At 56.4% G+C, this 19,635-nt stretch carries 14 protein-coding genes; 5 read left to right on the top strand and 9 right to left on the bottom strand.

The features are described from left to right. Positions 1-7 precede the first annotated feature (7 nt). Positions 8-1,042: a phosphotransferase family protein gene (locus ACR0DJ_RS12745; RefSeq protein WP_480685214.1), complete on the bottom strand. Its 1,035-nt coding sequence runs from the start codon at positions 1,040-1,042 to the stop codon at positions 8-10. 49 nt (positions 1,043-1,091) lie between these two features. Here ACR0DJ_RS12745 and ACR0DJ_RS12740 point away from each other — a divergent pair, with 49 nt between their 5' ends. Continuing rightward, a complete protein-coding gene (locus ACR0DJ_RS12740; RefSeq protein ID WP_480686273.1) occupies positions 1,092-2,081 on the top strand; it encodes a LysR family transcriptional regulator in 990 nt (329 codons plus the stop codon). 81 nt (positions 2,082-2,162) lie between these two features. Here the strand turns inward: ACR0DJ_RS12740 and ACR0DJ_RS12735 are convergent, their stop codons facing one another. From ACR0DJ_RS12735 to ACR0DJ_RS12725, 3 genes are all read right to left on the bottom strand, one after another. Next, positions 2,163-3,458, bottom strand: coding sequence for a glycosyltransferase WbsX family protein (locus tag ACR0DJ_RS12735; protein ID WP_480685212.1), 1,296 nt, complete (start codon positions 3,456-3,458; stop codon positions 2,163-2,165). A gap of 129 nt (positions 3,459-3,587) precedes the next feature. Next, a complete protein-coding gene (locus tag ACR0DJ_RS12730; protein WP_170347138.1) occupies positions 3,588-4,853 on the bottom strand; it encodes a glycosyltransferase WbsX family protein in 1,266 nt (421 codons plus the stop codon). Beyond that, positions 4,853-5,947: a class I SAM-dependent methyltransferase gene (locus ACR0DJ_RS12725; protein WP_480685210.1), complete on the bottom strand. Its 1,095-nt coding sequence runs from the start codon at positions 5,945-5,947 to the stop codon at positions 4,853-4,855. The genes ACR0DJ_RS12730 and ACR0DJ_RS12725 overlap by 1 nt, the downstream gene beginning before the upstream one ends. A 697-nt stretch (positions 5,948-6,644) precedes the next feature. On the opposite strand from ACR0DJ_RS12725, the gene ACR0DJ_RS12720 reads away from it, so the two are divergent. Further along, positions 6,645-7,499: a glycosyltransferase family 2 protein gene (locus ACR0DJ_RS12720; protein ID WP_170347134.1), complete on the top strand. Its 855-nt coding sequence runs from the start codon at positions 6,645-6,647 to the stop codon at positions 7,497-7,499. A 73-nt stretch (positions 7,500-7,572) separates the two neighbouring features. Here ACR0DJ_RS12720 and rfbA read toward each other — a convergent pair whose 3' ends face one another. The 5 genes from rfbA to ACR0DJ_RS12695 all read right to left on the bottom strand — a co-directional run bounded on the left by rfbA (position 7,573) and on the right by ACR0DJ_RS12695 (position 13,350). Further along, positions 7,573-8,439 (bottom strand): glucose-1-phosphate thymidylyltransferase RfbA, encoded by an 867-nt coding sequence (gene rfbA, locus ACR0DJ_RS12715; protein ID WP_170347133.1) that lies wholly within the window; start codon positions 8,437-8,439, stop codon positions 7,573-7,575. 18 nt (positions 8,440-8,457) lie between these two features. Continuing rightward, positions 8,458-9,321 carry a dTDP-4-dehydrorhamnose reductase gene (gene rfbD / locus ACR0DJ_RS12710; RefSeq protein ID WP_480685209.1) on the bottom strand — a complete coding sequence of 288 codons (864 nt, stop codon included), beginning with the start codon at positions 9,319-9,321 and terminating at the stop codon, positions 8,458-8,460. Further along, positions 9,318-10,358: a dTDP-glucose 4,6-dehydratase gene (gene rfbB / locus ACR0DJ_RS12705; protein WP_480685208.1), complete on the bottom strand. Its 1,041-nt coding sequence runs from the start codon at positions 10,356-10,358 to the stop codon at positions 9,318-9,320. The genes rfbD and rfbB overlap by 4 nt, the downstream gene beginning before the upstream one ends. Then, positions 10,355-10,924 (bottom strand): dTDP-4-dehydrorhamnose 3,5-epimerase, encoded by a 570-nt coding sequence (gene rfbC, locus ACR0DJ_RS12700; protein ID WP_170347126.1) that lies wholly within the window; start codon positions 10,922-10,924, stop codon positions 10,355-10,357. Before rfbC ends, rfbB begins: the two co-directional genes overlap by 4 nt. Before the next feature lie 377 nt (positions 10,925-11,301). After that, entirely contained in the window at positions 11,302-13,350 is a 2,049-nt protein-coding gene (locus ACR0DJ_RS12695; protein WP_480685207.1) for a dockerin type I domain-containing protein, read from the bottom strand. A gap of 160 nt (positions 13,351-13,510) precedes the next feature. On the opposite strand from ACR0DJ_RS12695, the gene ACR0DJ_RS12690 reads away from it, so the two are divergent. From ACR0DJ_RS12690 to ACR0DJ_RS12680, 3 genes are read left to right on the top strand one after another with little or no spacing between them, the layout of a single operon-like run. Further along, the gene (locus ACR0DJ_RS12690; protein ID WP_480685205.1) at positions 13,511-17,416 is read left to right on the top strand and encodes a beta strand repeat-containing protein; all 3,906 of its coding nucleotides are present in this window, start codon (positions 13,511-13,513) and stop codon (positions 17,414-17,416) included. A 47-nt stretch (positions 17,417-17,463) separates the two neighbouring features. Continuing rightward, positions 17,464-18,297, top strand: a complete 834-nt coding sequence (locus tag ACR0DJ_RS12685) for a SapC family protein (protein ID WP_480685204.1) — start codon at positions 17,464-17,466, stop codon at positions 18,295-18,297. After that, positions 18,284-19,627, top strand: coding sequence for a TolC family protein (locus ACR0DJ_RS12680; protein ID WP_480685202.1), 1,344 nt, complete (start codon positions 18,284-18,286; stop codon positions 19,625-19,627). Before ACR0DJ_RS12685 ends, ACR0DJ_RS12680 begins: the two co-directional genes overlap by 14 nt. Positions 19,628-19,635 lie beyond the last annotated feature (8 nt).

Here is a 19,635-nt window from a genome sequence, read left to right as displayed (position 1 = left end):
ATCCTCTTCAGTGCGTTGCAGCGGCGATTTCGTCGAGCGCCATTTGCGCCAGAGGGGCCACCAGACCCTTGAACGCCATCGCGTTCTCGTTCGATGCATTTCCCGCCAGCGCACGGCTGTAAACACCCTGTGCAATCGCAGCCATCCGGAAGAAGGAAAACGCCAGATAGAAGGTCCAGTTTTCAATCTCTGGCAGGTCACGCAGCGAACAATACCGCTCGATCATCTCAGCTTCGGAAGGGATGTTCAAAGCAGCGCGATCCAGCCCTTGCAGCCCCCGGATCAGACCGGTCGGCGGCAACCGGAGACAGACACAGAAATAGCCCAGGTCAGCCATCGGGTGGCCCAGCGTCGACAGCTCCCAATCCAGAACCGCAGCAATCTGCGGGGTATCCGAAGCGAAGATAAAGTTGTCGATGCGAAAATCGCCGTGGATCAGACTGACCGAACCGTCACCATCCGGCAGATTGCGGGCCAGCCAGCCCATAAGCTGTTCCATCTCGGGAAGATTACTGGTTTCCGCAGCGCGGTACTGTTTGGTCCAGCGGCTGTACTGGCGTTCGAAGTAATTCCCCGGTTTGCCGAAATCAGACAGGCCGACGGCACCTGTGTCAACCGAATGCAGCGCGGCCAGAACGCGGATCATTTCGTCGAAAATCGGGCGATGGTTCGCCACGCCCAACTCAGGAAGCGCCGGGTTCCAGAAGATCCGACCCTCCTGGAAGCTCATGACATAGAACATGGAACCGATGACATCCGTGTCCTCACACAGCACGTAAGGTTTGGCGACCGGAACCGCAGTGCCATGAAGTGCCTTGAGAACACGATATTCCCGATCCACGGCATGGGCCGAAGGCAGCAGGTCGCCCGGCGGTTTGCGGCGCAGCACGTATTTCGAACCACCGGCCTTCAGCAGATAGGTTGGGTTCGACTGCCCGCCCGAAAACTTTTGATAGGACAACGGACCGGCGAAACCTTCGATGTGGCGCCCCAAATATGTCGAAAGCCGCTCGGTATCGAGTTCGAGGCCGGATGATGTCATGCACAAATCTCCGTTTTCCGCCGGGATGTCTTACAGCTTACCGCCACCAATGACATTTGTGAAATTTACTTGCATGATCGTCGGCATAAATCTGGTGAATGACATGACGACCAAGCTCAACAAGATCGACCTGAATCTTTTTGTTGTTTTCGACGCCATCTATACCGAGCGAAACCTGACCCGTGTTGCCGAACGCCTGTCGATCACGCAACCGGCCGTCAGCAACGCCCTGACCCGGTTGCGCAAGACACTGAACGACCCGCTTTTCGTGAAAACCGGCACGGGGATGCAACCCACGGCCCTGGCTGAGAGCATTTCGGACAGGATCTCAGCCGCTCTCCACCAGTTGCAAGCCGCATCGGCACAGGGTGAACGGTTCGACCCGTTTACCAGCAAACGGCTGTTCCGGGTCAGTTTGGTCGACCTTCACAGCCTCATCATCCTGCCCGGGCTTTTGTCCGGGTTTCAACGCACGGCACCGCAGGTCGAACTCAGCCTCGTGCGCATTCCCCGAAGGGATACGCGCAAGGCGTTGCAGCAGGGCACGATCGACATCGCGTCGGACATTCCGATGCCGGACAGTTCAGACCTGATCAGCCGGACCATCATGAAGGACCGTTATGTCTGCGCCATGCGACCCGACCACCCTCTGGGTACGGGCCCAATGACGCTGGAGCGTTATCTTCAGCTGACACATCTGCATGTTTCCTCACGACCTCAGGGGGCGAGTCCGGTCGACATCGTCCTGCGCAAACTGGGGGCGCGGCGCAAACTCGGGCTTCAGATGCAAAGCTATCTGAACATCCGGGACATTCTGCACAAGACAGATATGGTCGCCACGCTGACCGAATGCAGCGCGCGTGAAATGGGGCTGCGCATGTTGAGGTTGCCGGTTGAAGTGCCTCCGATCGAACTTCGCCTTTATCGGCATATCCGGTCCGACGGCGACGAAGCCGTACAATGGATGTTCGACCAAATCGCAGGTCGCACCGTCAGAGCGAACGATACGGAACAGCATCATAGGGTCGATCAGAATTGATACGGAACCCCGGGCAACATGTGACATCAGGATATCAGAGGCGCCAACCGTCAGGTCCTCGAAATCTCAAGGTCGGAAACATCACGTATTGATCTGACTTTCAGACTTCTTGGGTAACGCGTCATACGTCGCCTGAAGATAGGCAAAGCCATATTTTCGGTCAGGCTCCAGATGAGTCCCCTCTGCCCACTCGTTCCATGCGTTTATGAAAACGATTTTTTCGTCGGCACTGTATTTTTCCTGCGCAAGAACCTGACGACACAAATGTTCCGTCCAGCGCCTGTAGGCATCGATTGAAAACCGGCCCATAATCCGAGGAGCATCCTGATTGCGCGCGGTATTGTCCCAGGAAAGCGTGGAGGACCGAAACAACTTGTATTCAGGTTCCGGCTTTTGAAGCTCTGCCTCGACCACGGCTTGATAATCCAGAACGGCTCCTGTGAACTCTGGATTGTAGATCCCCATCTCATCCGTGATGTCGGTGCGCTTTACCTGATGCGGAGGGAACTCCATAGCAGCGTCGAAACCCAGTTTCTCGGGATCGCCAATATCGAAAGTCTGGGCAGCGATGAGATACAGGTCCGGCTCGCCCCAGCTCTGCGCCTCTTTTCGCCATGCCGCGGTTGTTTCTTCGATATTCGGTATGATGTTCGCACGGTAAACGATGAAAACCGGTTTCCCATCAATCCGAATGTAGCGCGGATCATCAAAGTATTTGCGTATATGGCGGAGAAGATTCAGGGAATCCTCGATCGAATGGTTCTGCGCGATAAGAACGTCATGCGCCCGCCCGTCCCATCGGCGCGTCCAGTTTTCATTTGCCCATGTCAGGCAAAAAGGCATGTCGACTTCAGGATTGCCCAACATTTGTTCGAGCGGGTGTTCCATCAGGGTCTTTCCGCCGAACCAGTAGTAGTAATAGGAGAACCCTCCTATCCCGTAAGACTTCGCGATCCGCGCCTGTTCGACCATGATCTCTGGCAACCGCAAGTCGTAGTAACCCAGATGAATCGGACAATGAGGTTGGTAATGGCCCGGATAATTCGGAACGGCCTTTCCGACATTGGTCCATTCGGTGAAGCCTTTGCCCCACCATTCATCATTCTCTTTGAATGGGTGAAATTGCGGCAGGTAATGCGCGATCGCCCGTACTGCGGGATCAGCTTTCGCAGGCGGGTCGAAGGGTTTGAACTCTTCAGCCTGACCAACGGCTTCAAATCCCTGCCTGTTTGACTGCCCCGGTTTGTCCCAACCCCGTTTGGGGTCTCTTTTCTTGGCTGAATTTCTGAACCGTCTTGCCGTACGTGGCGACAAAGGTGGGCTGAGTTTCGACGCAGCGGTCAGCAGATGGTAAAGCAGGGTATCTTTGATGGACATGCAGTTTCTCGTACTAAGGCGCGTCGTGCCGACTATGACAAAGAAAACCTATTTTTCCATGCAAAGCACGAGGCAGAGTTGCATGACAAGTACTTGGGACTTTCATGCAACTCAATCCAGCGTGGTTTTCTATTTTGTACGGGCTGCGGACAGCCATTGCTTCAGCAAGCGACCGCTGACCGTATCGCGCAAAAGACGGAAAGCACGTTTGGCCAATGATTTATTGGCACCATATGGAACAGGATGCGCGATGCCTTCCGTAGTTTCGCCACGGCGCGAAATCTCGGGCACACCCACATGCGTCCAGTCGGTCAGCTTTGAACCTTGGAGAGCGGCCTTGGTCGCGTGCAAAAACCCATGCCCGTACTCGCGATCCGGTTCCAGGTGACATCCTTCCGCCCATTCATTCCATGCATTCACAAAAACAAAACGTTCCTGGTCAGGGAAATCCTGCGCGGTTTTGCGCAAGGCACGCGAAAGCCAGTATTCGTAGTTTTCCGGTGTTCCGTTCAATACGACCATGGCATTTTCCTTCCGCCGGGCAGTGTTGTCCCAGGACGGAAAAACCGATCGATGAACATTGTTCTCGGGCCCATAGCTGTGACCCAGATACTGTTCTGCGATCGCTGAAAAATCAACGCAATGGCCTTGGAATTCGTCGAACAGGTCCACCTCTGGCGAGAGGTTGGGCACGTTGATGCTGTGGGGCGGGAATTCCACACCGGAATCAAACCCGTATGACGCGTAGTCCCAGTTTCGATGCGTCAGCGCACAGGCCAGATGGATTTTCGGAATTCCGACAGAGGCGCAATAATCACGCCAGACCTGCACGGTCTTGCGCGAGTTCTTCAGATGCTGCGGCCGATAAACAATCAGGAACGGAGCGCCATCTAATGTAATGTAGCGGGGATCCCGGAAAAACGGCTCGATCGACTTGATGAACTCCAGATCATCCTCGGGCTTGTATTTCTGTTCAATGAGAATCTCGTGCTCGGCCGCATCCCAGCGGCGGGTCCAGTTCTCATTCGCCCAGCAAAGACAGAACGGCATATCGCTTTCGGGATCCGCAAGCATTTCGTCGACGGGACGTTCGAGCAGGCGCTTTCCGGAAAACCAGTAGTAATGGTAGCAGAAACCATCAATTCCGCTGGCCTTGGCCATCTCGATCTGCTCAAGCCGCGTTTCGCGGACACGCAGGTCATAATACCCCAGATCCGTAGGAAGATGAGGCTGATAATGCCCGGTGAAAAGCGGCTTGGCTTTTGCAACATTTGTCCACTCGGTGAACCCTTTGCCCCACCATTCATCGTTTTCCGGAATCGGATGAAACTGAGGTAGGTAGAAGGCAATTGTCCTGATATTGCCGAATTCACGATCCGTGATTGTCGAGGACATTACTTCTTCAACCCCAACAGCCGCGCCAGAGATTTTTTTTTCTTCTTCGCCAGTGGGCCGGGCTCGACTCGGGAAGCGGCGCTCGCGTCCACCGGCCCGATAGTCGATTGCAGATCAATCTCTTCGGACAGGGGCAGACCTGCCATCATGTTGGTCCAATGCTGCCTGGTCTCTTCATCGGGTTGTTCGACGGGCAAGCCCATCAGGTAGATATCATTCTCGGCACGTTCTTTGGGGACCGATCTGCTTACGACCTGGAAGACGTGGGAATAGCGATTGCGCTGCAAGGCGGCCTGGACATCCTGTGGCAGACGACTCCACCGGTGACAGAACTCCGTCATCTCTGGCGTACGAACCACAAATTCGGCTTGCTCAATGCTCATACCCTGCGAATTGAGCAGGTGCTGAACGTTTTTGATGCCGAAGAACCGGACATGGGTTCTATCCAACAGGCCCCAGTCACGATATTCGAAATCTTCATCGACAAGACAACCGGCAATCGCTGCATGGCCAACATGCGGCAGCGATAGAATAACCGATCCCGTGTCGTTCAACAGCGATTTCATGCCTGAAAGAACGCTCCACGGGTCGTAAACGTGTTCCAGAACGTCTGCTGCGATCACGTAGTCGAATACCCCGTCTTTTTCGCGAACGATGTCACTCCATGAAGCATCGTTGAGATCCATCGGGTACACCGAACGGGCAAACGGTTTTAGCTTTTCGATCGCCGAAGGGTCGATCTCGAGCGCCACAACATCACATTCCAAAGTACCGGAAAGATGGCGCGTGATCGAACCAGGCCCGGCCCCGATCTCAAGCACCTTGGACCCGGGCTTTACCATGCGCAGCACACGTGCGGGTGCTACATCACTGTTCATATCAATGTCGTATTCGTAAGTATGTCTATCGCTCACTGTAATTCTTCCGTGATGCTTATTTCGTGCTTCAATTCGGCTGCTATATAGTTTGGTCTGGTTCTGCAATCCCCAATACCGAACCGATACATAAGGCCTTGGATGTTGCACCCAGATAATGTTCAACTCAGAGGTTAATGTCGCACAAAACTCCCCCAGCAGCAATGACCACTCGCCCAAGGGTCAATCGCACCAAGGGCGTTTTGCAACCATCTTCAAAGAAACATGTTTTGACCGGGTTCTGTTTCGTGGCCTGATCTGCAAAAGAAGCGGCATCCGCGTGGGCGTCGGGTCGAACCTCTTGGGCTCGTGCCGCACTTCAGTTGAGGTATGCTTGATACAGTTTTCAACAGCTTACCGATATCGCGGGACGCCACGGCTTTGGGCATTGTGAGGTCATGCAAACGCGCGCAGGGTGTTGAGCGCACAAGCTTACGTCTGCAACCATCTGCGGATCTTTCTGAGAACCGCCAACGCCTTCATTCTGGCAAGCGGTCGGCGCCAGAATTCCGATACCGCCTTCAGGGCATGTCGCGACTTACTGGTTTCGACCCGACGACAGGCAACAATCTGCTCATTCACCACGGCCACCGGAAATCGAAAAATCCCAACGGGGTAGATCTTACCGCTCCGATCCAAAAGGCATGCCCCCCCAAACGCGGCTTTGCCATCCGGCCGCGCTTGATGATCGGCTTGCTGTCGTCGCTTCAGCGGAGAAGAACCAATTCAAACATTTCTCAGATTGCCGTCACTGAGTGCACAAGATCACCGACCGCATTCAGCAGCCCGGATCCGCCGTACTGGAACCGGGGTTGACCCTAACCGTGTTTGAGAGGAAGTAACGATCAGGCCCATTCCACAGACACGGCAGGCAGGTTTGTCACAGATTACGGTCATAAGCGTTTGTTACAACAGCAGTGGTGTACTGCCGGAGATGCTGAGTTCCATTCCGAAAGGCGTGCCGACGATTTTGGTCGACAATGGTTCGGATGATATTGAAGCGGTTCGGCAAATGGCCAGGGCACATGGCGCAACTCTGATCGAAAGCCCCGACAACATCGGGTTTGGCCGCGCCTGCAACCTTGGTGCAGCCAAGGCAACAACGGACCTGCTTTTTTTTCTGAACCCGGATTCTCACTTGCTGCCCGGAGCATTGGATGCGTTGCAAGAGGGGGCCGACAATCATTCGGATGCGTCAGCCTTCAACCCTGCAATTCTGGACCGGAAGGGGGCACCTCGTTTCAGGCGATACAGTGTGATCATTCCCCGAAATGAAACCCTGCCCAGGAAAACAGCCGATTCCGATTTTGAATTGCCGGTCCTCGTCGGCGCGGCCTTCCTGGTCCGCCGCGAAGCATTCGAGGCGGTCGGCGGGTTTGATCCCGAAATCTTTCTGTATCATGAGGACGATGACCTGAGCCTGCGGCTCAAAGCCGTTTGCGGGCCACTTTTCTATGTTCACAACGCGCGGATGCGCCACGCCAGAGGCAAATCTTCGCCGGGAAGTCCAGCCATCGCTGGCCTGAAAGGCTGGTATATGGGGCAATCGCGGGTTTACGTCGCCCGCAAACATGAAGTCCCGATGGCCTTTGGTCGGGCCCTGGCATCGGCGCTGCTGCAATTGCTGTCTCCGGCTGTGTTGTTTTCAGCGAGAAAACGCGCCAAGCAATGGGCCTTCTTGCGCGGTGTCTGGCATGGCCGGAATGCCCGACCAGCCCCGTTCAGACCTTGATCACAAAGCGCGAAGCCGTTTGCGGCTCAAGCAAAATCAAGCCTGAACACGTAACCATGAGACAGTTCGCGGCCTAGCTCAACAGCCCCTTCAGATAGGTGCCGTACGTGGACTTGGCGAACAGGCGCGCGCGTTCATCAAGCGCTTCGTCGCCAATCCAGCCATTTGCCCAGGCAATTTCGTCCAGGCTTCCGGTCTGCATACCCTGACGTTCCGTGATCGTGCGCACGAAGTTTCCCGCATCCAGCAAAGACCCGTGCGTGCCGGTATCCAGCCAGGCAAAACCGCGCCCCATGGTCTGCACATCCAGCAAACCTTCGTCCAGATACATCTCCAGCAGCGATGTGATTTCCAGCTCACCACGCTCTGACGGTTTGACCTCATGCGCGCGGGCCGGAGCATCGCCATCCAGAAAATATAGACCCGTCACCGCGTAGTTCGACGGAGGCACCTTGGGTTTTTCGACGATCGCGCGGGCTTTGTTCCCTTCGAAATCCACGACACCGTAGCGTTCGGGATCAGCGACCCGATACGCAAAAACCGTCCCGCCGCGCTCCAGTTGATCCGCCTCGAGCAGCAGGTCCGGAAGGCCATGTCCGAAGAAAATGTTGTCACCCAGAATCAACGCCGACGGCGCACCATCCAGGAAATCCTCGGCCAATGTATAAGCCTGCGCCAGACCGTCAGGAGACGGTTGCACGATCCAGGTCAAGGACAACCCGTATTGACTGCCATCCCCCAAAAGGCGCTGAAACTGATCCTGATCCTGGGGGGTGGTGATGATCGCGATTTCGCGGATCTGCGACAGCATCAAAACACTCAGGGGGTAAAAGATCATCGGCTTGTCGTAGATCGGCAGCAATTGCTTCGATATCGCCATGGTGATCGGATAAAGCCGGGTTCCGGACCCACCGGCAAGAATAATGCCTTTGCGCTGCATAATCTGTCCTTTCAAGGTTCAGCTGGTCGCTGACTTCAACTCGCTCAATATCTCGGCCAGTCCAGCTTTCCAGTCGGGCCTCTGAATTCCGAACACGTTTTCAAGCCGCGAACAGTCCATACGTGAGTTCAGCGGCCTGGGCGCCGGCGTTGGGTACGCCTCGGTTGGAATATCCTCGATTTCGACCGACAAGCCGGATTGAGAAACAATTTCACGGGCGAAATCCGCCCAGCTGGCATCGGGGGCCCCGGAATAGTGGAACACGCCACCTTTGGCTGCGGGGCCGGCCTTGGCCATTTTCAGCAAGGTTTCAGCAATGTCGGCAGCAGGTGTTGGCCCACCGATCTGATCTGCGACGATGGTCAGCTTGTCACGGGTCTCTGCCAGTCGAAGAATGGTCTTTACAAAGTTCTTTCCGTGGGCCGAAAACACCCAGCTTGTGCGCAAAATGGCATGGTGGCCGCCAGCCTCTACGATCTGGCGTTCGCCGTCCAGTTTGGTTCGACCATAAGCCCCCAAAGGCCCGGTCGGGTCATCGGTGCTCCGGAGGGTCGTACCAGAACCGTCAAAAACGTAGTCCGTGGAAATATGCAGAAAGGGCAGGCCTCGGGCAGCGGCGGCACGCGCCATTGCTCCGGGAGAATCTCCGTTGATCCGTTGCGCCAGATCGCTTTCTTCTTCGGCCTGGTCAACGGCAGTATAGGCTGCTGCATTGATGATCACTTTCGCATCCGTATGCCGGATAGCGTCTGCACAGTGCGACGGGTCAGACAGGTCCGCCGCGGCGCGATCCAAGGATTCAACCAAGACACCATGCGCCTGTCCGCGACGTCGCAACTCGGTCGCCACCTGCCCCCCGTGGCCGAATACCAGCGCCTTCATTTGGCAACACCCAGTCGCTCACCCACACCGCTGCGGGCCTGCAACGCGTTCAACCATGCGCTGTTGTCCAGATACCACTGAACCGTCTGTTCCAGCCCGGTTTTGGGCGTATAGGAAGGGCGCCAGTTCAGTTCCGTACGAATCCGTGTCGGATCGATGGCATAGCGCTGATCGTGACCGGGGCGGTCAGCGACGAACGTGATCAAATCCGCATAGGGCGTTTCACCCGGCTTGAGGCGATCCAGGATCGAACACAGCATTCTGACAAGATCAAGATTGGTCATCTCATTCTCGCCACCGATGTTGTAGCTGCGGCCCAGTTCACCCTTTTCGAGTACCAGCAACAGGGCTTCTGCATGGTCATCGACATGCAGCCAGTCGCGAATGTTGTCGCCTTTCCCGTAAATCGGGATCGGTTTGTCCGCCAGCGCGCTGAGGATGACCACGGGGATCAGCTTTTCCGGAAACTGGTAAGGGCCGTAGTTGTTGGAACAATTGGTAAGAACCACTGGCAGGCCGTATGTTTCGCGCCACGCCCGCACGAGATGATCCGATCCCGCTTTCGAGGCCGAATAGGGTGAGTTCGGCTGGTATGGGCTGTCTTCGGTGAAAAACCCGGTTTTACCCAAGGACCCAAAGACCTCGTCGGTTGATATATGGTGAAACCGGAAATGCTCGGGACGGCCGGCACCCACCCAGTAGGCGCGTGCGGCCTCCAGCAATACATAAGTACCGGTCAGGTTCGTGTCGATGAACGCGGCCGGGCCATCGATCGAACGGTCGACATGGCTTTCAGCGGCCAGATGCATGATCGCGTCGGGCTGGTGCCTGTCCAGTATCGCTGACATGGCGGCCGCATCCCGGATATCCGCGTGTTCAAAAACGTATCCCGGCGCATCCGCAACAGAGGCAACATTGTCCAGACAGGCCGCATAGGTCAGGGCATCGACATTGACGACCGAATGCCCATCGGCAATCGCGCGACGGATAACGGCAGAGCCGATAAAGCCCGCCCCGCCCGTAACCAGAATTTTCATTGTGTGCCCTCGAATACGAAAGGAGATTCAATTTCGCGCAGAAGTGGTGCGATCCGGTCTTTCTCGGACAGCTGGGGTTCTGAATTGCTCTGTGGCCATTCAATGCCGATCTCGGGATCGTCCCAACGAACCGCGCCTTCCGTTTCCGGCGCGTAGGTGTCGGAACACTTGTAGACGATCTCGGTCTCCGGCTCCAACGTCACGAACCCATGCGCGAACCCCGCTGGAACCAACAGCATCCGCCCGTTCTCGAAACTCAGTTCTTCACCGACCCAGTGACCATAGGTGGGCGAGCCTTTGCGGATATCGACCGCTACATCAAACAGCCGCCCACGACCGCAGCGCACCAGCTTGGCCTGCGCCCTTGGCGGAGCCTGAAAATGCAATCCGCGTACCGTGTTCACCGTGCTCGAAAGGGAATGATTGTCCTGAACGAATTGCGTATGAATCCCTTGTGCCGCAAAACTGTCGGCATTGTAGGTTTCTTCAAAGAACCCGCGATGATCGCCAAAACGCTTCGGGGTGATCAGTTTCACTTCCGGAATGGAAAGCGCCAATATTTCCATTGTTACTAATTTTCATCTCTGTGTTGATGTCTCGGCCTGCTATGTCACATTTGTTCCACCGACGCCAAGACCTATGTTGTCCGACCAGCAATTTGAGCGGCTCATCGGTTCCGAAGGTCAGGCGATTATCGCAGGCAAGTTGCGATTCTGGTAGAATACATTGAAATTATTGGGCCATCTCTGCATGAAGGCACAAGAATGGAACAGATAACGAAGCCGCAGGCGCGACAACGCTTGGGCCGAAACCGAAAGCACCGCGACATGGGGCGGCATTCGAGCGCTGAGGCCGGGACGTGTCAATTTCGCCGCGAAGGCCGATCCGCATCTTGCTGCTCAAAAAGGTACAACCCTGCTTTGGCCGAGATATCTTTCGGCGCTCAGGCCGCTTCGAGATTTCCCAACAAGATGGAGGTCATGTCCACGTTGATGACCCCATCCACCGCCACGACATCGACACCCGTCTGATAGGTTACATTGTCCTTGGTAATCCCGGAAAGGTCCGCGTTCTCATCCAGAAAGACCCATTCAGGGTCATGGGCCGTGGGCTGCCCGACGGCGACTTGCAAAATTGCAAGCGCATCCAGGGCGTTTACGGTGCCATCCCTGTTGACGTCTGCGGCTATCAGGTTTTCCGCGGTCGCAGGACCCCATGTCGGATCAAGACCAACCGAGATGCGCAACACTTGCAAAGCGTCCAGCGCGTCAATCTTTCCGCTTGCCGTGGAATAGTGTTTGGTGATGTCCAGCACTCCGGGAAAGGTGCCATCGGGCAATTCCAGATCGAACCGCCCCTGATCATCTGCGGTGGCGGATACCGTACCCCCGCCGTCCGGCGTGAACCGGATTTCCGCATCCGTCAGCCCCGGATTAGCCGCCCCACTGTCCACCGTAATCTGCCCGACCAATCCATCAGAACTGCCCGGGGTCTGCCCGCCCAGGTCCCCGAAATCCACCGGAATATGATCCGGTCCGGCGAAGCCTGCGCCAAAGATATCCGTGCTTGTCAAAGCGCCGCCCGAGGCGGATTGGACCTGCACGACCTCGCCACGATATTCGATCTGAGCCCCGTTTGCCGTGCTGGTAAAGGTGAGTTGCTGAGGCGACCGCAACAGCAGGTAATCGAACATATCCAGTCGATCCAGGCCCGCCTGAAAATCGGTGATTGTGGTCAGACCACTACCCGACTGCATCACGAAGATGTCGGCCCCTGCACCACCCGACATCGTCGTCGCACCCTTCCCTGCAATGAGAATGTCGTCTCCGGCGCCAGCCAGAAGGGTCGTGTCCAGAATACCGCCGCTGAGGATATCGTCCGATGCGCTCCCGTTCACGGTACCGAACCCCTTGCGCACCACACCAAGATCATCAACCGGGACAGTCAGGACTGTCAGTCCGGCATCCTGTTGTGACGTCACGAGAATTTGCAACTCATCACCCACATGCGCAACGCTGATCGATTCGACATTCTGTAAGCCGCTCGCCACCGTATCCGCGAAACTGTCCATATGAACCAGTTGACCTTCGGGTGTCAGAGTGAACAGAGACAGGCCATCATCGCCCCCGCCTGCAACCACGAAGACCCGCCCGTTCACGTCTATGACCGCCAGATCCTGAACCGATTCAAACCGCGTATGAAGCGTATCAAGCACATGGTCCGTCGCCTTCAAACTTCCGTCGCTGTTCAATTGAAGAACACTGAGAGAGTTGCTGCCGGACCCCGCCACCACGACCCAGGATTTACCGTATGCCTCTACGGTCTCGACATCCGTTGGGGTTGAAACACCAAGGGTTCCGAGGGCCGAATCATTGTCGATCTCGGTTAACGTGCCGGTGCCGGAGTCGATGCGATACGTCGAGACAGAGTTTGTTGCCGCGTCACCTGAGACCAGAAAATGTTCCGAACCCGACCGCAACGTCTGCATGGCATCCGCTGTGCCGGCAATCAAACCCGCAAGACTGAGCGTCCCGTTCGCGTTCACATGATAGGTTCCGATGTTGCCGGTATCCTCATGCGCCATCGCAAGGACATCCGAAGACCCAAGTGAAAACTGTACGATGGCCGAGATATCCCCGCCTCCGTTGAGAACACCTGTTTCCTTCAGGCCGCCGATCGTTCCGTCCGCGTTCACGTCATACCCGACCAGGCCCACGGCAGTGTTGATATCGAGCGCAATCTGCTCGGTTCCCGCCAGCGTGATCGGCGTGGCACTGCGCCCCACCTGGAAGGTGATCGAACCGCTGTAATACTCTGTATCAACCAACTGCGGCAGGGCACCTTCGGCCAACCGCCAGACCGCGACGCCGCCACCTGGGCCGGTCACCGAGTAGAGATACGTATTCCCGTTAAGCGTTTTTAAAGCCGTATCGCCGATACCTGAATCGAGCGCCGTGCTCCCCGTTGCCACTACACTTTCGAACTGAAGCATCACAGCCATCACCTCACACGCCACCCCTGGCAGTTACGGCAAGATGACCAGATGAGCAGACCGAAACCGAAGCAGAATTGTGGTGAAAACGAGAAGTTCGGTTTCAGTTTAACTCAATTTTTTCAGGTCCGATCGCAAAGGCAACAAATGGGAAAGACAGATGAGCAAAACGCCAAACAGCACATCCTTTCCTGTTGCGATGATCGCGGACACCACATGCGAGGGCAAGATGACCAAAGCACCTGAGGCCAACAATCGTTCGGCGGTTGACTCGACGGACGGAGATCGCAAATCTCAAGTTCAACAGTGGATCAATGGAAAGCTTGGTCGTTGGGCGGGTCGCGGCGCGGCTGGCGGCCTCATGTCCACATTGATGGCCTTGCCTGCCTTGTCACAGGCAACCATCGAAGAGCTTTACGCCTTCCAGTTCGCAGAGACTATTCCGGGTGTGCGATCCGCCAAGTTGCTGAAAAACGGCGATGTTCTTCTGAAAATGGCTGACGGTCGGACGATGATCGTGGCGGCGGAAAACGTACAGGTCCTGGACAGCGGCGCAATCATGATCGCAGAAGAGGCGGTTGCTGAAATCGCCCAGTTCAGCGCAGCTGAAGCCGGCGTAGCAGCTGGCGGAATCAGCGGCGCCGGGGCTGCACTGGGCGGCCTCGGGCTGGCTGGTGCAGCTGCCGCCGCGGGCGGAGGTGGCGGCGGCGGCGGCGATTCCCCGGAACCTGTCGCGCCTGGACCCCAACCCCAACCGGAACCGAGCTATACCAGCCTGAACCTGGCTGAACTTCAGGCAACGGCATTGAACAGCGCCATTACCAATGCCGCCGCACCAGACGGAACATCGACAGTCGAGGTCACGATAGGTTCGCTGGTCAAAACCGTAACACCCAACGGTGACGGAAGCTGGAGCGTTTCTCTCACTGCGGCCGAAGCAAATGCGCTTCCGCAAGGCGTCTCTACGGTGACAGTCAGACATCTGGACGATTCAGGCACGGAACTGTCAAGCGAATCCGTCAAGTTCGATATTGATTCAATTCCCCCTACCCTGTCGATCACCGGGTTTTCCGATGGCCCTGTTTTGAATTCGATCGAACAGGCGACGGACCTGACGATCACCGGAACAACCGATGCAGAGGACGGGCAGACCGTCACCGTCTCAATGAACGGGCAAGACTATTCGGGCACGGTATCCAACGGACAATGGAGCGTCACCGTTCCGGCAGCAGACCTCTCGGCCCTTCCTGATGGCGCGACGATTGCCGTTACCGCTGATGTTGCAGACGCGGCGGGAAATCCCGCTCAACAAGCCAGCGGAAGCTTTGATACTGACTTTACTGCTCCAACTGTTTCTCTGGATCCCGTGGCTGGCGGCTCGATAGAACTGATCGACGTAGCCGGCGACCTGGCCTTGACCGGTTCCACCACGGCAGAGGACGGGCAGACCATTGTCGTCACGTTCAACGGACAAGTGCATACCGGCACCGCTTCTGGCGGAAGCTGGAGTGTAACGATCCCCAATTCCGATCTGAGCAGTCTTTCCACCGGAGTCCCGGCATCTGTTCTGGTTGCTGTCGAAGACGTGTCGGGCAATCCGGCAGTACCGCTTCTTGTATCGGTTCCCGTGGACCTGACCGGTCCTTCCATTTCGATATCACCGCTTCCTGTTGGTTCCGTACTGAACGCAGTCGATGCCGGATCCGACTTGACCATCAGCGGACTGACGTCAAATGTTGAAGATGGTCAGCAAGTTACCGTAACCCTCGATGGTCAAACATATTCCGGAACAGTATCCGGCGGGGCCTGGAACGTGACTGTGCCAGCTGGGGATCTGGCGTCTTTATCGGATGGGGGCAACTTCTCTGTTACAGCGGATGTCGACGACGCCAGTGGCCTGACGGCACCGCAGGCCGTAGTGACACTTGCCAAGGATGTGACCGCGCCGACGCTCAGCATCGACAGTTTTTCGGACGGAGCTGTCATGAACGCAGCCGAGCGCGCCACGGATCTTTCCATCTCGGGCAGCACGTCAGCTGAAGACGGACAAATCGTAACCGTCAGTCTGAACGGGCAGTCCTATAGCGGAACGGTTACTGGCGGCAACTGGAGCGTAACTGTACCTGCTTCGGATCTGTCGGGGCTTTCTGACGCGGCGACCGTCACCGTAACCGCGGATGTCTCGGACGCTGCCGGGAATCCGGCTCTGCAAGCGAACAACAGCTTTACCACCGATTTCACGCCACCGACGGTCGGAATTTCAACCGTATCCGACGGGGCCGTCATGAACGCCGTTGAACAAGGAACCGACCTGACCGTGTCAGGAACCTCCGATGCGCCGGACGGAACCGTTGTTACCGTCGAAATCACGCGCGCTGACGGCACTACGGACGTCACCGGAACGGCAACGGTAACCGGGGGTGCTTGGACCTATACGGCAACCGTGACAGATTTGTCTGCCCTGCAAGACGACGAGACTTACAATATCAATGCGTCGATCTCGGACGCGGCGGGAAACAACAATCAAACCACGACAAGCTTTGCCACTGACTTCACAGCACCTTCGATAACCATAAACAGTCTGCCTGTGGGTGCCGTGTTGGACGTGACCGAGAGGGGCGTGGATCTTGCAATCTCAGGCACGACCACGGCTGAAGATGGCCAGACCGTTTCGGTCACATTCGGCGGGCAAACCTATACAGGCGTTGCATCAAATGGCGCGTGGGCAGTTACCGTTCCAGCAAGTGAACTTGGAATGCTCTCTGACGGAACGACCTATTCCATTTCCGCCACCGTTGACGATCTGGCCGGAAACAGTTCCGCAGCCGCGAACAACTCACTTTCCACAGATTTTCGCCCCCTGTTGACGTTGAACGATGTCGGGGTCAACAATTCGATTGCTCTTACCGATGCCAAAGCTTCCGGAATAACTCTCGGCGGTTCATCGACCGGATTGTCAATCGGCCAGTCGGTGGATGTCACGTTAAACGGCAGTTCGGTCGGATCTGCAACGGTGGCCGCAGACGGATCCTGGTCATTGGCTGTCGCGGCGTCCAACTTTTCGGCAGTGGAGGCAGGTGATGACCTTGTTTTTTCCGCGCAGGCGACAGTTGCGGGTGGACCAGATCCGCTGCCGGTTTCCGATCAAGCCGTTGCGCACGAATCCGCTGCCTATGTGATCTCTGAAGTTGGGCGCTCGGGATCTACGGTGACATTCGCAATCTATGCCGAAGCCGACCGCGATATCTCTGGCGGTCTGGCTTTGACGGCAGAGCTCGGATTTGACCCTTCGGTTGTCACATTCAACGCGGCGTCGGTTTCGGAAAACAACGCCTTCGATTTGTTCTTGGCCAGCCCGGGCGCCGGGGGCGCGATGAATTTTGCCGGCGCCGCGACAACCTTTACAGATCTTTCTCAGCCGCTTGTTACCTTCAACATGACAATCCAGGACTCCGGCCAACCTATTGAGCTGACAATCAAAACGTCTGATGGCGGACCAACCTCAGTTCAGTTTGGCACCAATGGTGATGACACACTCACCGCTGCGAATACGGACACCATCACGCGCGGCGGTGACGGCGACGATACCATTGATGTTTCTGCGCCAGGGCGAGACATCGTCGTCTTCGAGGCGGACCCGACCAACAATGGTACGGACACTGTGACTGGCTTTACGATTGGCCCGGCTGCGGATGTAACCGACGCACTGATGTTCCACGGGCTGGACACCAATACGCTTCGCGGTGATGGCACCGGATTCGAATTGCTGTCCGCAGGGGACACCTTGGGCACAAACACCGGATTTGTCGGCCTCAGCACGGTACTCGCAGACCTCAACCTCAGCACAATCGAAGCCGCTGTCGAGAGTCTTGCCGGAGCCACGGCGGGCGATGAGCTTTACGTGATGGCAACCGACGGAACAAACAGTGTTCTGGTCAAGGCAGATTTCCAGGCGGCGAACGATGCCAGCGTTGAAACCGTGGCCACGTTCCAAGACCTGAGCGATCTGAGCGGCCTGACCGCAGATAACATCCTGCACACCGACCCAACCGGGGCAACGGCCTGATCCGGACCGGCGCACATACAGACGTAATTCAACATCATGAGGCGGTTATGGCACAGAATGGCTTAACTCCGGTCAGTCTTGGACGACATGGTCATCGGTTCTGGAGGCGGTTCACCTCGTTCGATTTCGCACGGACTATGGCAAATTGCCCCGTGGTCGACGCAGAAATTCTTCAGGCGGCCGCCACATTTCCAATCACTTTTCGGAAATCCGAACACGGCTTTTACCCCATAGCTGTTTTGTCCATGCAACCGAACCAGCCTACGCCATTTGTATCAGCACATGGCAAATGGCTCGCGACTTATGTCCCTTGCGTCTTGCGCTGTGCTCCGTTTCGGCCACAACTGATTGAACCGGACGGTGACGGCAGTGACGAATTGCTTATCGACGAAACGGCGGGGCTTATCACTGACAATCCGGAGGACGAAGCTTTCTTCGACAAATCAGGTCAATTTGCGCCGGAACTGAAAAAAGTCGCAGCTTTCTTTCGCGCCCTGAAAGAGTCGATGAAATACACAACTCATCTGTGTCGTGTTCTTGCTGACATGGGATTGTTTGGTCCGCTTGACTCTTTTCACGGAGTTGAGTTCCCGTGCGGGCATTTTGGCGTCACGCAGAACGCCCTGGAGAAAATTCCCCGCGCGCACTTGTCACTACTTACTTCGAATGGGGGTTTGCGACTGATTCACGCTCATCAGATTTCGCTGACCCATAGTATCTGGCTGACACATGCTCATGCCCGCGCAGATCGGGTAGCTGATGGTTCTCTGACACAACAGACCACCGGTGTTTCTGGGTTCATGGACGCGTTGATTGCGGCACAACAGAAAGAAGAAGCCATGGACCGTTGCAGCCAGGAGGGTCACCATGCGTTCCTGTAAAGCAGTGTTGTCCTGGGTTGCGTTCGCTCTGCTTGCAATACCGTTGTCTGCCTGCACGCCGCCTCCTGATTTGACTTCAGTGGCAGTATCCTTTGCACCCGGGACCACCGGTGCCGGGGCAGCAAAGCCATCGGCAAAGCTCAGCAGCAGTGCATTCGGGCAACGCGTGCGCCAGGCGGTAGAGACAAGCCCGACACTGGCGCAAAGTAATACCAGGATGGATATCGCATCAGCCAATCAAGATGCGGCCGAAGGCGCCTTTCTTCCACAGATATCGTTGGGAATAAATGCACGGTCCGAACGGGTCGAATCGGATATTGCAGATGTTTCACCCTATCTGAGAATTTCACAATTGGTTTATGACGGTGGGGCTGCCTCGGGGGATCTGACGGCAGCCCGGGCACGTGTTCTGGAAACACGGGGCGATCAAATTCAGACGGCATCGGCCACGGCTCTGGCCGCCATCGAGACCTATGTGCTTGTCCTTGATCAACGAAAGTTGCTCCGCATCGCGGCCGACAATGTCTCGGTCCATGAAGAACTGGTGCGTCAGATTTCGGAACGCACAGCGGGTGGCGCCGGTTCAAATGCAAATGTTCTGACCGCACAATCCAGAATGGCGGATGCACGTACAAGACTTGCTGACGCACGAGCACGAACTGATCGGGCCGAAGCGCGGTTTCGAGAAGTGTTCGGGACTTTTCCTGGCTCATTGCCCCCTCCTGTACCGGCCCCACTGCTGAATAGAAGTGATGCCCAGATCGTGATGAACAGCCCTCAGATCCGCAGGGCGGATGCTGGCTTGCTGGCAGCCAAAGCGGAGTGGTCGGCAGCTCAGGCGCGGCGGAAACCGAATGTTCGGGTCGCCGCATTTGCCAACCAGGATGACACTCGGGATGCAAATTTTGGCGTCGATCTTTCTTTCAACTACGAGCTGGACAGCACCGGCCAACGCCGCGCCGCCATCGCAGCAGCAGAAGCCAAAGTGAAAGAAACGGAATTCGCGAGAGAGCAATTGGTTCGCGAAATCATGCGGGAGCTGGGCTTTATTCGATCCGATCAAAAAGCAGGCGCGGAACGGCTGCGCGCGGCCCGTATTGCGGCAAGTGCTAATGCCGACAGCGTTACTGCGTCCCGCGCACAGTTCTCGATTGGGCGTCGCAGCCTGATCGAAATCCTGGACGCTCAACGCGATTACGTAAATGCGCAAGAACGCCTGATTCTGGCCGAACAGAGTTATTTTCTGACCAACTACGCGGCTCTGAGCCTTACCGGAGACATTCTGGACCTGCTCGGAATTTCGCTTGGCAATTGGAACGAGGTGAAATGAGCACGTTG

This window comes from Ruegeria sp. BF10 (assembly GCF_056538725.1).
Note: the sequence above shows the minus strand (reverse complement) of the source record. Positions and strands in the feature narration are given on the sequence as shown.

Excerpts from the sequence above, each read along its gene's own strand:
- rfbD (WP_480685209.1), bottom strand. The coding sequence starts at position 9,321 with ATGAAGGCGCTGGTATTCGGCCACGGGGGGCAGGTGGCGACCGAGTTG.
- ACR0DJ_RS12695 (WP_480685207.1), bottom strand. The coding sequence starts at position 13,350 with ATGCTTCAGTTCGAAAGTGTAGTGGCAACGGGGAGCACGGCGCTCGAT.
- ACR0DJ_RS12745 (WP_480685214.1), bottom strand. The coding sequence starts at position 1,042 with ATGACATCATCCGGCCTCGAACTCGATACCGAGCGGCTTTCGACATAT.
- ACR0DJ_RS12690 (WP_480685205.1), top strand. The coding sequence starts at position 13,511 with ATGAGCAAAACGCCAAACAGCACATCCTTTCCTGTTGCGATGATCGCG.
- ACR0DJ_RS12685 (WP_480685204.1), top strand. The coding sequence starts at position 17,464 with ATGGCACAGAATGGCTTAACTCCGGTCAGTCTTGGACGACATGGTCAT.
- rfbA (WP_170347133.1), bottom strand. The coding sequence starts at position 8,439 with ATGCAGCGCAAAGGCATTATTCTTGCCGGTGGGTCCGGAACCCGGCTT.
- rfbC (WP_170347126.1), bottom strand. The coding sequence starts at position 10,924 with ATGGAAATATTGGCGCTTTCCATTCCGGAAGTGAAACTGATCACCCCG.
- ACR0DJ_RS12740 (WP_480686273.1), top strand. The coding sequence starts at position 1,092 with ATGACATTTGTGAAATTTACTTGCATGATCGTCGGCATAAATCTGGTG.
- ACR0DJ_RS12680 (WP_480685202.1), top strand. The coding sequence starts at position 18,284 with ATGCGTTCCTGTAAAGCAGTGTTGTCCTGGGTTGCGTTCGCTCTGCTT.
- ACR0DJ_RS12735 (WP_480685212.1), bottom strand. The coding sequence starts at position 3,458 with ATGTCCATCAAAGATACCCTGCTTTACCATCTGCTGACCGCTGCGTCG.
- rfbB (WP_480685208.1), bottom strand. The coding sequence starts at position 10,358 with ATGAAAATTCTGGTTACGGGCGGGGCGGGCTTTATCGGCTCTGCCGTT.
- ACR0DJ_RS12730 (WP_170347138.1), bottom strand. The coding sequence starts at position 4,853 with ATGTCCTCGACAATCACGGATCGTGAATTCGGCAATATCAGGACAATT.